15 protein-coding genes are annotated in these 13,015 nt (G+C 58.0%); 7 read left to right on the top strand and 8 right to left on the bottom strand.

Annotated features, from left to right (window positions below; all coding sequences use genetic code 11):
• Window positions 1-4: 4 nt before the first annotated feature.
• A complete protein-coding gene (locus tag AARI_RS14785; protein ID WP_013350082.1) occupies window positions 5-1,039 on the bottom strand; it encodes a LacI family DNA-binding transcriptional regulator in 1,035 nt (344 codons plus the stop codon).
• Between the two features lie 262 nt (window positions 1,040-1,301).
• Here AARI_RS14785 and AARI_RS14790 point away from each other — a divergent pair, with 262 nt between their 5' ends.
• The gene (locus AARI_RS14790) at window positions 1,302-1,979 is read left to right on the top strand and encodes a metal-dependent transcriptional regulator (protein WP_013350083.1); all 678 of its coding nucleotides are present in this window, start codon (window positions 1,302-1,304) and stop codon (window positions 1,977-1,979) included.
• 199 nt (window positions 1,980-2,178) lie between these two features.
• Window positions 2,179-3,141 (top strand): HNH endonuclease family protein, encoded by a 963-nt coding sequence (locus AARI_RS14795; protein WP_013350084.1) that lies wholly within the window; start codon window positions 2,179-2,181, stop codon window positions 3,139-3,141.
• A 57-nt stretch (window positions 3,142-3,198) separates the two neighbouring features.
• Here AARI_RS14795 and AARI_RS14800 read toward each other — a convergent pair whose 3' ends face one another.
• The 5 genes from AARI_RS14800 to AARI_RS14820 form a co-directional block, all read right to left on the bottom strand.
• A complete protein-coding gene (locus AARI_RS14800) occupies window positions 3,199-4,074 on the bottom strand; it encodes a metal ABC transporter permease (RefSeq protein WP_013350085.1) in 876 nt (291 codons plus the stop codon).
• Window positions 4,071-4,826: a metal ABC transporter ATP-binding protein gene (locus tag AARI_RS14805; protein WP_013350086.1), complete on the bottom strand. Its 756-nt coding sequence runs from the start codon at window positions 4,824-4,826 to the stop codon at window positions 4,071-4,073. Before AARI_RS14805 ends, AARI_RS14800 begins: the two co-directional genes overlap by 4 nt.
• Entirely contained in the window at window positions 4,823-5,764 is a 942-nt protein-coding gene (locus AARI_RS14810) for a metal ABC transporter substrate-binding protein (RefSeq protein WP_013350087.1), read from the bottom strand. Before AARI_RS14810 ends, AARI_RS14805 begins: the two co-directional genes overlap by 4 nt.
• A 132-nt stretch (window positions 5,765-5,896) precedes the next feature.
• Entirely contained in the window at window positions 5,897-6,853 is a 957-nt protein-coding gene (gene hutG, locus AARI_RS14815; protein WP_013350088.1) for a formimidoylglutamase, read from the bottom strand.
• Between the two features lie 87 nt (window positions 6,854-6,940).
• Entirely contained in the window at window positions 6,941-7,594 is a 654-nt protein-coding gene (locus AARI_RS14820) for a peptidyl-tRNA hydrolase (protein WP_013350089.1), read from the bottom strand.
• 299 nt (window positions 7,595-7,893) lie between these two features.
• On the opposite strand from AARI_RS14820, the gene AARI_RS20140 reads away from it, so the two are divergent.
• Both AARI_RS20140 and AARI_RS20145 read left to right on the top strand, forming a co-directional pair.
• Window positions 7,894-8,256, top strand: a complete 363-nt coding sequence (locus tag AARI_RS20140; RefSeq protein WP_231849397.1) for a hypothetical protein — start codon at window positions 7,894-7,896, stop codon at window positions 8,254-8,256.
• Window positions 8,232-8,753: a hypothetical protein gene (locus AARI_RS20145; RefSeq protein ID WP_231849398.1), complete on the top strand. Its 522-nt coding sequence runs from the start codon at window positions 8,232-8,234 to the stop codon at window positions 8,751-8,753. The genes AARI_RS20140 and AARI_RS20145 overlap by 25 nt, the downstream gene beginning before the upstream one ends.
• Window positions 8,754-8,820: 67 nt before the next feature.
• Here the strand turns inward: AARI_RS20145 and AARI_RS14830 are convergent, their stop codons facing one another.
• Complete coding sequence (locus tag AARI_RS14830; RefSeq protein WP_013350090.1) at window positions 8,821-9,168, bottom strand: cupin domain-containing protein; 348 nt, start codon at window positions 9,166-9,168, stop codon at window positions 8,821-8,823.
• A 246-nt stretch (window positions 9,169-9,414) separates the two neighbouring features.
• On the opposite strand from AARI_RS14830, the gene AARI_RS14835 reads away from it, so the two are divergent.
• Both AARI_RS14835 and AARI_RS14840 read left to right on the top strand, forming a co-directional pair.
• The gene (locus AARI_RS14835; RefSeq protein WP_013350091.1) at window positions 9,415-10,101 is read left to right on the top strand and encodes an IclR family transcriptional regulator; all 687 of its coding nucleotides are present in this window, start codon (window positions 9,415-9,417) and stop codon (window positions 10,099-10,101) included.
• Window positions 10,102-10,148: 47 nt separating this feature from the next.
• Entirely contained in the window at window positions 10,149-10,844 is a 696-nt protein-coding gene (locus tag AARI_RS14840) for a hypothetical protein (protein WP_049862661.1), read from the top strand.
• A gap of 68 nt (window positions 10,845-10,912) precedes the next feature.
• Here the strand turns inward: AARI_RS14840 and AARI_RS14845 are convergent, their stop codons facing one another.
• On the bottom strand, window positions 10,913-11,731 hold the full coding sequence (locus tag AARI_RS14845; RefSeq protein ID WP_146041035.1) for a hypothetical protein: 819 nt from the start codon (window positions 11,729-11,731) through the stop codon (window positions 10,913-10,915).
• Between the two features lie 492 nt (window positions 11,732-12,223).
• Here AARI_RS14845 and AARI_RS14850 point away from each other — a divergent pair, with 492 nt between their 5' ends.
• Window positions 12,224-13,015, top strand: a complete 792-nt coding sequence (locus AARI_RS14850; protein ID WP_013350093.1) for a MerR family transcriptional regulator — start codon at window positions 12,224-12,226, stop codon at window positions 13,013-13,015.

Genomic DNA, 13,015 nt, shown 5'->3' on the forward strand with positions numbered 1-13,015 from the left:
TCACCTATGCGCCGGTGGCGGCTTGCGTTGGGGCCAGCGACTCACGTGCGGTGAATCGGCTGGTGAATTCTTGGGGTTCCGGGGTGTTCCCGGCCATGGCTTCTTGAAGTGCCGCCACTGCCGCCCGGCCCATTGCGGTCAGGTCATGGCTGATCGTGGCAATTGGCGGATCATGCATGAGCATCGCGTCCACCTCATCGAAGGTGATCACCGAGAGCTGCTGGCCGATCCGGATGCCGGCTTGCCGCCACACGGTCAAGGCGCCAATGGCCATCGGCGCATCGGCGATGACCACAGCGGTAGGTGCTAATTCGTGCTCCAGCAGCCAGCGGGCACCTTGGGCACCGGAGGCGGCGCGGAAGTCGCCGGCAAAGTGCAGCGCAGGATTGATTTCCAGTCCGTTGGCCGCCATTGCTTGGTCGAAGGCGCTGTGGCGTTCGCGGGCGGTGGATGCGTGGTCCGGGCCGCCGAGGAAAGCGATGCTGGTGTGGCCCAGGCTCTTCAGCTTCCCGATGGCCTCTTCCAGCGCCTTGGTGCTGGAGGCGGTAATGGAGGGAATGTTCAGCTGCGGCAGGGTGCGGTCCACGAAGACCAGCGGAGTTCCGGAGGAAACGATGCGCTGCATCATCTGGCTTGGCCGGTCGGCGTCTTCATCCAGGCCCTGCGGAACGACAATCAACCCGTCCACTCGGCGCGAAAGCATGGCGGCCAGGAATTGGTCTTGCTGTTCGCTGTCCTCGTTGGCGTTGCCGATGAAAGTCATCATTCCTGCGGCATGGGCTTGCTGCTCGACAGCATGGGCTAGATCAGAGAAGTAGGGGTTGCGCACATCGGAAATCAGCAGCGCGATGGTGTCGGTTTTGGTGGAGCGCAGGGACCGGGCTTGGGCGTTGGGAACGAAGCCCAATTCCTTGGCGACGGCCTGGACCTTTTCGCGGGAAGCGGCCGAGGTGGCGGGGTGGCCAGAGAGAACGCGTGAAGCAGTGGCGGAGGATACTCCGGCTGCAAGTGCCACATCCTTGATGGTGACAGTGTTCATGGTGATAAGCCCCTTTGCTTACTGTGTAATCGATTCCATGGAATCGATTACACAGTTTTCCCCACAAAGATTCCAAAGTCAATACGCGCTGAGCGGGAGCAGAATAGTCCCTGATCGAGTATTTCGATTCATTGCCCAGTGACTTGCTCGTTTGGGAATCAGGTCGCGCAAATCGCAGAATAAGTAAGATTTAAACCCGGTCTTGGCAAGTGCTTTTCCACCTCTGGATACGGGCACAGGCTTTATCGCTAAGATGGGAAATGTGTCGGTCAACCAGCTTTCAGATAGCGCGCAGAACTATCTCAAGATCATTTTCGGTCTCAACGAATGGTCCGCAGATCCGGTAACCGCCAGCATCATCGCCAACAAGTCGGGCATGAAGCTTTCTACCGTTTCCGGCGCGCTGAGCAAACTACGCCAGCAAGGCCTGCTTGACCACGCGCCCTACGGGGCCGTGACGCTCACCGAGTTGGGCCGCGAGTATGCAGTCACCATGGTGCGCCGCCACCGCCTGCTCGAAACATTCCTCGTGCAGATGCTCGGCTACCGCTGGGACCAGGTGCACGACGAGGCCGAAAGCTTGGAGCACGCAGTCTCCGACTTCATGATCGAGCGCATCGACAATTTGCTCGAACACCCCACCCGCGATCCGCACGGCGACCCGATACCGACCGCCGAGGGCCGGATTTCCATCCCGCAGGCTTTCAATTTGGGCGAAGCCCGCGATGAGGCCCACGTGCTGGTCGAACGCATTGCAGATGATGATTCGCAGCTGCTGCAGTACTTTTCCGATCACCGCATCATTGTCGGCGCACAGCTGCACGTGACCGCCGGTGAGAAATTCTCCGAAACGGTGAATGTGGAAGTCGCTTCAACTGGCGAAACCCTGCGTCTCGGCTCTCGTGCCGCGGCTGCCATCTGGGTCTCCGCAGCGCCCTGAACAACTTTTCCTGCTCGTCTTCAGCAGCGGCCGGCACCCATTAGCGTCGAGTCTTACAGGACGGAGCCAGCCAAATGTCCGGGACATGGCTTACAGTAATAAATAGCTAGGGATACTGCAATGTACAAGTTTTACATGGGGGTACCTTGCAGCATCTCTGGTTCTCGCTGAAACTCTCGCTTTCCTGAAAGACATCACCTTGCCACGCAAACTTTTCGCTGCGCTCTGCGCGGCAGTTTTGGTGCTCGCTGGATGCAGCGCACCAGCAGAACCTTCTGCACTATCGAATACGCAGATCGCTCAGGCTCCAGACCTGCTGGCAACCGATCAGCCATTGCTCGTAGAGCGGGCAGCCACCAGCAGCAAGAAGGTCAACCCTGGTGCAAAGCTCAAGGGCCCCAAAGCCACCGCAATGCTCAAGAGCCTTCCGGTCAAGGGCAAGGCGGCGGCCACCGGGTACAACCGGAACAAGAAGTTCGGCAATGGGTGGAAGGACTTCGACAAGGACAAATGCGATGAACGCCAGGACACCTTGTCCCGAGACATGTCCAAGGTGAAGTTCAAGGACCGCAAGAAGTGCACCGTAGCTTCGGGCACCCTGCATGACCGCTACACCGGCAAGAAGATCAACTGGAAGGTCAAGTCCGGCAGCGTCGATATCGACCATGTGGTGTCGCTGAAGAATGCGTGGATCTCGGGTGGCCAGAAGCTGTCCCAGACCCAGCGCCAAGCGCTGGCCAATGACCCGTTGAACTTGATGGCCGCAAGTGCTTCGGCCAATCGTCAAAAGGGCGACAAGAACACGGCTGAATGGCTACCGAAGAACAAGTCCTTCCGCTGCCAGTACGTCGCAACCCAGATCAGCGTCAAGAAGAAATACGCGCTGTCGGTGACCAAGGCTGAGAAGACGGCCATGTCCAAGGTGCTGAAGACCTGCCGCAACCAGAAGGCCGCAAAGGTCACCACGATCAAGCCTGCCGGTTCAACGCCCAAGGCATCGCCGAAGAAGAATACGAACAAGGCGCCGTCCGTCGTCAAGGGCACGGTGCATCCCGGCGCTTATTGCAAGGCTGCGGATAAGGGAAAGCGCGGCAAATCCAAGGCCGGCAAGTACTACACCTGCAAGGCCGATGCCAAGGGCAAATTGCGCTGGCGTGCCTGAGCCAGATCAAGCGAAAGCGGGGAGTCATCCCCGCTTTCTTTGCGCTGTCTTCGTTTTCTAGCCTCTGGCGACAAGCGCCTTGCGCCGTCCCTTGCTGGCGATAGCGGTAGCGATGAGTCCCTGCTTTGGACTGAAGAGGTAAGCAATTCCAAAGATCGCCGCTTGCGCCAAAACCACCATTGCACCGGTCGACGCATCGAGGTAGTAGCTGAGGTAGACGCCCAAGATACCGGCACTGGCTGCGAGGACCGGAGCGAGCAGAAGCATCTTCCCGAACCGATCAGTGAGCAGGTACGCCGTAGCGCCGGGGATGATCAGCATGGCTACCACCAGGATCACTCCCACGGCTTGCAGTGCAACTACTGAGGTCATTGCCAATAGCCCCAAAAGCACCGCCCCGATTAGCCGCGGGCTCATGCCCAAGGCATGCGCGTGCGTTTGATCAAAGGCATAGAGGGTGAAGTCTTTGCGCTTGAGAATCAGGATGGCGAAGGTGATCGCGCCAAGCACCAATACCTGCCATAGATCGCTGGCGGAGACTCCAAGCAAGTTGCCAAAGATGATGTGGTTCAGATCCACATGGCTTGGCGTGACCGAGATCAGCACCAGCCCGATGGAGAAGAGCGTGGTGAAGACAATGCCGATGGCCGCGTCTTCCTTGAGCTTGGTGGTGTCGCGTACTCCCCCGATCAGGGCCACCGCCAGGAATCCGAAGACCAGGGCACCGAGGGCAAAAGGGGCACCGGCGATATAGGCCAGCACCACACCGGGCAGCACCGCATGGGATACCGCATCGCCCATGAGTGACCATCCGATGAGCACCAGCCAGCAGGAAAGCACTGCACACAGTACGGCGGCGATAATGGTTACCAGCAGCGCACGCACCATGAAGGTGTAGCTCAACGGTTCGGCCAGTAATTCGATGAGGTTCATTCCCCGCCTCGCTTCATGGGATCCAGGCCGAAGGCCAGTGCCAGATTTTCGGCTTGCAGCACCTGATCCGGATGCCCGTGCATCAGCACTTTGCGCATCAAGAGCACCGCTTCATCGGCCAGCTCAGGCAGTGCGTGCAAGTCATGGGTTGAGATCAAAACGCTGCCTCCGTCATCGGCGACTTCGCGCAGCAACTTGGTGATGGTCGCTTCGCTGCGCTTGTCTACGCCGGCAAAAGGCTCATCAAGCAGCATGATGCTGGCTCCTTGGGCTATGCATCGCGCAACAAACGCGCGCTTCTTCTGCCCGCCGGAAAGCTGGCCGATTTGCCGGTCGGCAAAACTGGTTAGTTCCACCCGGGCCAGGGCTTCATCCACGGCCGCGTGATCCTTCTTCTTGGCACGCCTAGTCCAGCCCATTTGCCCATAGCGTCCGGTCATCACCACTTCCCGTACCGAGATCGGAAAGTTCCAGTCCACCGCTTCGCTTTGCGGAACGTAGGCGAGCTGTCCGCTCTTCCGCGCTTGCAGCGGGTCGGTGCCGTTGATGCGCACGCTTCCGGTGTCGGGCTTGATCTGCCCCATGATGGTTTTGAATAGCGTGGACTTGCCGGAGCCGTTCATCCCGACCAGCCCGCAGACCCGTCCTCGGCCCAATTGCAGGTTGGCTTTATCCAGAGCCAGTACCGGTCCGTAGTGGACGGTCGCGGCCGAAACGTCAATTGACAGGGCATCGCTGGGCTTCGTGTTCATGGTGTTCGGCCTTTCAATGCACGGGCGATTGCCTGGGTGTCATGTGTAATCAGATCCAAGTAGCTCGGTACCGGTCCCCCGGGTTCCGATAATGAGTCCACATAGAGCGTTCCGCCGTAGACGGCCTCGGTTGATTCAACAACTCGTTGCATGGCCGCATCAGATACCGTGGATTCGCAGAAGACCGCCGGGACATCGTTTGCCCTGACGTAGTCGATAGCAGCTGCCACCTTGCGCGGCGTAGCTTGTGATTCAGCGTTGACGGCCCAGAGATACTTTTCGGCCATGCCCGTATCCCGGGCCAAGTAGCTGAAGGCTCCTTCGCAGGTCACCAATACGCGTTGGTGTTCTGGAATTTCTTCAAGCTCAGTTTCGAGTTGCTCGTGGACTTTTTGCAGCTTGGCTTGGTAGGTCTTGGCGTTTTCCCGGTAGTTCTGCGCATGCTCCGGGTCCAGTTCGCTGAATGCCTGCGCCATGGTATCGACATATGTCTTGACGTTCAGGGGGCTCATCCACGCATGCGGATTGGGTTTCCCGGCACCTTCTTCTTGGGCGATGTCGATGGGCGGGATTCCCTGGCTGATGGTGACATGTGGGGCGTCATTATCCGCGACGAATTGTTGGAACCAAGCTTCGAGATTCAGTCCGTTATCGAGGATGAGGTCGGCTTGCGATGCGCGGCGCAGATCATCCGGGGTTGGTTCGTAACCGTGGATCTCTGCGCCAAGGCGAGTAATGGATTCGACGCGCAGGTGCTCACCGGCGACGTTCTGCGCAATATCCTGCAACACGGTGAAGGTGGTCAGTACGACTGGCCGTGGGTCATCTGCACTGGGCTGGTCTGCGGTCGGGCTGTTCCGGGCACAGCCAACTGCCACTAGCATCGGCATCAGCAGCAATGCCAGCGTTCGGATTATCCGGTGCCTGCCGGTTGTCATCATTACTTGTTGCCCTCGTGTCCTGAGCGTCTCGGCGTTGTTCCTGCGTCGTTGCAGAAACCCTCAAGCGAGAATCTTCGCTCATACACAGGATAATGTTCGAGGGGTCAAACATTCAATTCGATGACGCACTCATTCAATGCTCAGTTCATAAATTAGTCGAGCCGCGCTGCGTGCGGTCCGAGAGTCAACGTCGAAGCGCGGATTCAATTCCACGACATCCGCGACGGCAAGTTTTCCGCTAGCCACGACTTGCTGGCACACCGCGCGAATGACCTCATAGGGCACCCCGAAACCGGCCGGTGCGCTAACTCCCGGGGCAACACTGGCAGGCAGGACATCAAGGTCAATAGTCAAATACAAGAGATCAATTTGCTCAAGGAAGCCGGCGACAAACCGCTGGGATTCATCCAGCTTGCACTGCGTATCCAGCAGGTAGCTCACGCCGAGCTCATCAGCGGTATCGAAGAGCGCTTTGGTATTTCCTGGGCGGCTGATACCCAACACGGCGTAGTGGATTTCGCGGCCCTGGCGTTGCATTTCCTTGGCCAAATCAAGGAAGGGTGTTCCGCTGGTGCGTTGCTTCTCCTCGCGCAGATCGAAGTGCGCGTCGAGGTTGAGAATACCGATGCGCTTACCCGTATCGGCAGCTGCATGCCGCAACAGTCCGTTTCCTGTACCGTAGGCCGTTTCGTGTCCGCCTCCGAGGACTATCGGCAATGACCCGGCGTCCAGCGCCTGGGCGACGGCGAGCGCCAAACGCTCTTGGCCGCCTTCCAGATCGTCGCCTTCAACTACGACATCACCGAGGTCCAGCAAGGGACGGCGTTCATGAATAGCCATGGGGCTCAACGCGGTGCGCAGGGCCGCCGGGCCATCAACCGCGCCGACTCGCCCTTGGTTGCGCAGCACTCCGGCATCAGAGCAAAAGCCAATCAGTGCCACTGCACCATCTAGTTCACTTGGCAAAGCCGTTGCTACGTGCTGATGCCAACGCAGATGCCCTACTCCCTCACCGTCGGTTCTCCCGCCCCAGGCATTTGCCTCTCGGTCGGTACTGAATCGCGGTTGTGCTGCTTTTTCACCCATAGGACTAAGCAGACCAGATTCCATACTCGGGCACTACTGTTCATCCCAAGGTGTTGTCCAGTATTTCAGACTCAGCGGGCGTCCTGCCTAGTCCTCGTCAATAAAGACGAACGCAGTGGTGGACCCCGGTTCGATTTCCGTGAGTCCGGCATCCTGGATTACCGGCCCCACGGCATGTTGCGACAATGCGTCAAAGTCCGTGCGTGGAAGATGGCGGATCCCTACCGGTGCATGGGCCTTGAGCCAGCTTTCGATTCCCTGGCCGTCTGATTCAGTCAGCCAGGCAAACAGTGCGTGGGCGCACTGGGCTGCTGCCTTGCCGGTAGACATCTCCAAGGACGCATTGACGGCAATGTTGACCTTCGAAGTCAGAATCTCTTCGCTCTTAGGCAACTGGGTTCCGGAAACCTGCAGCTTGGCGATGAGCTTGGGCAGGTCTGCTGCGGGCAGCGGCGGAAGCCCTACAGCTTGCGCCTTGCCGACCTCGCTGACCATCTGGTCGGGGAACATTTCCAAGACCTTGGCAAACATCTTGGGGTTCGCACGGCGCACCGATTTGGCGAAGGCTTGGGAGGCCCATTGCTGCCACTCCGGATTGTGCGGATCTTGCAGGTACGCGATGACTGCAGCACGCGAAACTGCCGAAAGGCCCTCATCTTCGCTCGACGGATCTTCCTTGTCGATTCGGAGAATGATGGGCTGGACCAGTTCTCCGGGGTCGCGATCGCGCATTTCAGTCATGGTTTCATTCTATGGCGAACCAGAACCGCGATGCACTCGGAACGTGGCCAGCAGTGACTCGATTGGCACAGCGAGCCCTTCCCGCCTGCTGCCTTGCGTCCTGCCCGGGCGGAGTCCGGCATTTGCACACCATCGTCCAATGTTTAACTAATGCTGGCCCATGGCGCGACGATTAAGAAAGCCCGTTATTTGCTATCGGGCACTTTCCCCATGCCGGCCAGTGTTTCAAGGAGAAACCCTATGAGTTCTGCTGCTCCGGATTCTCGGGATTCACGCACTGCGGTGGACAAGGCGATGGCTTGAGCGGATCCTCCTTCAACTACGGCTTCTCGCTGACCCCAGAATTGGACTTGGTCAAGGCAGCGGTGGACGAGGCCAAGCAGGCGAAGATCGCCGTGCTGATGCTGCCAGGGCTTGGAACCATCCACGATCTGAACCAGGCCCATGAAGTTGGCGCATCGGTAGCCCGTATTGCCACCCCCTGCACCGAGGCAGACGTTTCGATCCAGCACTTCCAGCACGCTCGCAAGCTGGGCATGGAAACCGTAGGCTTCCTGATGCTCAGCCACCGCATCACCCCGAAGAACTTGCCAAGCAGGCACGCATTATGGCTGATGCAGGGTGCCAGTGAGTTTACGTGGTGGACTCGGCCGGCGCGTTGATCCTGGATGATGCCTCTGACCGCGTTTCGGCGCTGGTCGCTGAGCTGGGCAGCGACGCACAGGTTGGCTTCCACGGCCACCAGAACATGAGCTTCGGCGTAGCCAACTCGGTGTATGCGGTGCGTGCCGGCGCCAAGCAGATCGATGGCACCTTGATGGCTCTGGGCGCAGGTGCGGGCAACTCCCCTACCGGGGTTCTGGCGGCCGCATTCGACCGTCTGGAAATCAAGACTGGTGCCGATATCCAGGGCGTCGTGGCTGCTGCTGAAGATGTAGTCAAGCCATTCATCACCCGCATGCCGGTGATGGATCGAACCTCGATCAGGCAGGGCTATGCAGGCGTGTACTCCTCGTTCTTAATCCATGCCGAACGAGCAGCAGATCGCTACGGGGTTCCTGCCTATCGCATCCTCGAAGAGGTAGGCAAGGCCGGATACGTCGGTGGTCAGGAAGACATGATCGTGGACGTGGCAGTGCAGTTGGCTGCGCAGAAGTAGGACACCTACGCGTGCAACGGGAGCCGCAAAGTCTCAGACTAGGCGGCTTCCGTTTCCGTTCTTGAAGCTACGCGCTGAGGAAAGTCACGGTGATGCGCGCCGGGATCCGTGCGTACACCGCATGCAGGACGTTGGCTTCAACGAATATGCAGCCGCCAACGGCCAGCGGATATTTGCGCCCTTCTACGGTGAACTCGATTTTGCCTTCAATGACCGAGACGATGATCGGGGTGCGGGCTACATGTTCTTTCAGCTCGACATCCGCGTCAAAGGCAATTTCCGTAATCTGCGCTTTTTCCCCTGCGAAGATTCGCTTGGCCGCATATTTTCCCGGTTTCATCGGGTTGCGTTCCGCATTGCCCAGCGCTGAAACCGAAATCAGCTCGTATTGTTCAGCAGCTGTATTTTTACTCAAGTGAATTCCCGCTTTCGGGTGTATATGAATCGGCGTCGATTTAACTACTAGCATGCTCCTTTTCCCCTTCGGGGTCCAACTGCCGCCGCAAACCTGCAGGCTTCTGCGCTGCCACACGTCAAGGCGTAAGCTTCCGAATCCAGGAACCCACGGCTGGCAGCTGCACCTTGCAACGCCGTGTTCTTTTTTACACGGGGTTTCCCGTTCAAGAAGCGCGGCAAATCCGGTCTGTGCCATGATCAGAGCGTGAATAAAGACGCTACCCCACCCTCTCGTACCGCAGGGTCGCAAACTCTCGCGCGCGGTCTAGCGGTCCTCCGCTTGGTCACGGAAGCTGCCGACGGTTTGTCTCCCGCTGAGGTAGCCGCAGCAGCCGATGTGCATCGCACCGTGGCGTACCGGATTCTAAATACCTTGTGTGATGCCCAGATGCTGCACCGGGGATCCGATGGCCGCTACCGCGGCGCGGCCGGCTTGCTCCCCTTGGCCGCGGCTGGCCACCAGCATCTTCGCACCGCGGCTTTGCCTTTGCTGCGCGAAGCGGCCGATGAATTGGGCATCACCGTTTCGCTCTTGGTGCGCGAAGCAGATATCGCTGTGGTCTCGCCACGTCACGGCACCTATCACGTTGCTTTTTCCGAAGGCTCGCATCACCCCATCACACAGGGAGCCGCGGGCCTGGCACTGCAGGCTGCCGAACCCGAGCGCGCCACCGATTCCGAGCAGATCCGCGATGTGCGCAAACTTGGCTATGCACAGACCTTCGGGCAAGTGGAAGAGAACATGCATGGCTTGGCTGTGCCCCTGAAGCTCGGCGCCGGCCAGCCTTTTGCATGTCTGAATGCGATTACCGTTCGCGAGCAGCATGCTGCGGATTCGGCCAAGACTCTGCAACGCATCGGGGCCGAACTTTCTCGGACTATCCGCACCTGATCCACTTTTCGGCATCAACCGATGAACGCCGCGACCACGCAAAGGCGATGGTTGACCTGTCGCTGACCATGGGCAAGGTCATCAAGATCGCCAACCCACTGGGAGTATTCGCTCGCGATACGGCCTCCAGCGTGCTGAACCTCTTCCCTTCGGTGAAGAGCTACTTCGCCGACATGCGCTTCAAGCCCATGCCCCGCTACGTCAAGGGCGTGCTCGCTGACCCGAGCACTAAGGCTTCAGGAACCGCCAACGGCAAACTGACAAACAAGCTGATCCCCTTCACCACAGCAAACACCAACATTTCTCCAGTGGGCGTACAGTTCATCCAACCCAAGGTACGCACCGATGAACTCGGAACAGTGCTGCTTGATGAGGCTGTCGGAAAATGGTGGACATTGCTGGTCTGTGGCAATGATCCCGTTGATGTCCTGCCTGCCGAAACCCTCGCCAAGCTCAAGGATCTGGGCGCACGCCTCGTGGCCGTCGTTCCAGAAACACAGTATGAGTGTGCCAAGCGGGATATGCACGAAGAAACATTGGTCCTTGCAGATACTGCCGGGCGCCTGAAGAAATGGTTCGACGACCGCCCGACACCGATGCTGTTGATCCGTCCGGATCGATTCGTTGCTGGCGCCTGCCTGAACCAAGATGGCCCTGAAACCATCGATGCGGTCTTAGCGGCAATGAACTTCCATAGCTCAGCGCGCTCCGAGCAAGATCCAGCACCTGCACTAGCCAACTAGCATCAAAAGCGCGGGGCTTCACTGATCTAATGATCAGTGAAGCCCCGCGCTTTTTGCCGCGATACGGTCTAGCGGCGGCGTACCTTGCGTACGATTAGCAACACCACGCTGGTAAGCATCGCAGCAGCAAGGCTGACCAGAAGGGGCGTCTGCCACGGCACTTCAAGAACGCTGCCGGTAAATTCGTTCCAGAATGAACCCAAGGATTTCCAACCCACTGCTTTGGATTCAATGACACGGGCTATGCTTTCTACAATTGCCGGCATCACCCATTGGGTGGCCAGAGCAAAGACCCACATCAGCAGATTCATGATTCTCAAGAACCCAACGAATCCCAGAATCAACCCGAGGATTAGCGGTCCGGAGTACCACAGGTACACGTAGAAGGACTGGGCCCCGGCAACAAGTGAAGCGACAATCTGCAGCCAATAGCTCACACCGACGGTGAGCGTTGCATAGAAAAGCACGGCGATCGGCAACCGTAATTTCACGCTTAGGAAGTACCAAGCAAGGCTAATGATCAGCAGGCCGGAAAATACCCACAGATGGTAGGTAGAGCCCGCGGAAATCACTCCGCTGAAGAGCTCCGGCTCAAGCGCATAGAGCCCTTGGAACCCCAGGCCCAAAAGACCTAAGACCATGCCCACGGAAGTCACAACCGTAAAACTGGTGCGGCCATATCCAAAGGTCCTGGCAAACCAGCTGCCCCAGAGCGTCACCACGGCGAAGACCACCAAGAGTCCTTGTGCATCGTCGCTGCTGTGAGGCAGGATCGATTTGTCCTCCTGGCCTATCCATAGCCACGGCAACACGACGATCGCATTGATCAGCAATCCAGCAACCACTTGCATCCACCAGTTTCGCCAGACGCGCCTCATTGAACCCACTTCCGCTTCTTTGTGTTCCTACCGGCTCATTGTTCCAGAGCCGTGGCGATAGAGCATGAAAGCATTGGGGCGTTTCCCCGGATTGGGATAGCGACGGCGAGAGCCACCGGGCCATGGGTGATTAAAAGCCAGATAGCTCGTGGCCATTCCAGAATTTGGAATGGGCACGAGCTATCTGGTCTAAATCCATGTCCTAGCCTTAGCGTGGGTGGCCAGCGCTCCTGGATGGCGTAAATGCAGATGGTCTACGTCAGCAGGCGGTCCTCGTTGATTCCGGCGGTAACCTTTTCAACTTCATCTGTTTACAGTGAACTACACATAGATCACACTGTGCAACAGGCATGCGATCGAGTAGTCAATATGATCAAGGAGCAAAGGAAACTCCCGTTATTATTCATCATTTTGCCATGAGGGCTGAATCACACCCTGCTCACCGGTGGCACAGAAAAGGCTGTTGACTTTGACGTAGCGTCAACCGATACCGTGTAAGTCATGAAGGATCCAACAGCCCGCCGATCGGAAGCCATCCACCCGATTGCGCACGTCTCGAAATCTGCTGGCATCAGCAGCCGTACATTGCGGCACTACGACCAAATCGGCTTGCTGGTTCCAGACCATGTGGCTGCCAACGGCTACCGCTATTACACCGATGGACAGCTGGTCAGGCTGCAGCGGATCCTTCTGCTCAAGCAACTTGGCCTCAAGCTGGAAACGATCGCCGAAATCCTAGATGAGGAACGCGATGAACTGGCGGCATTGGGTACCCATAAGGAGCAGCTGCACCAACAGCAAGCAGCCTTGGAACGACAGATCGCCGCTCTGGAACACAGTATTTCAGCACTTACTACAGGAGATCCCATGGAACCCGGCAAAAGCTTTGATGGATTCAACGAACAGTACAAGCAAGAAGTCACCGAACGTTGGGGTGGCGATGCCTATGAATCCTCGGCTAAGTGGTGGAACGCTAAAACAACGAACGAACGCACTTCCTTCATTGATGAAGTCAAAGAGCTGAATGCCGCATGGATCCAGGCTGGCGAACTGGATGTGGCTGCCGACAGCCAACACGCACAGGATCTTGCCGCTCGCCACGTGCAATGGCTGAACAGCGTACCCGGCACGCCAATGACCTCCGGGGACCAGCAACAGCACAAAACATTCATCTGCGGCCTTGCCGAGATGTATGTAGATGATGCGCGTTTTGCGAAGAACTACGGTGCTTATGCCACTTTGGTCCGCGACGCGTTGAAGATCTTTGCCGAACGAAATATCAACGTTGGGTAG

Origin of the sequence: Glutamicibacter arilaitensis Re117, assembly GCF_000197735.1 — a bacterium.
Lineage (GTDB): Bacteria > Actinomycetota > Actinomycetes > Actinomycetales > Micrococcaceae > Glutamicibacter > Glutamicibacter arilaitensis.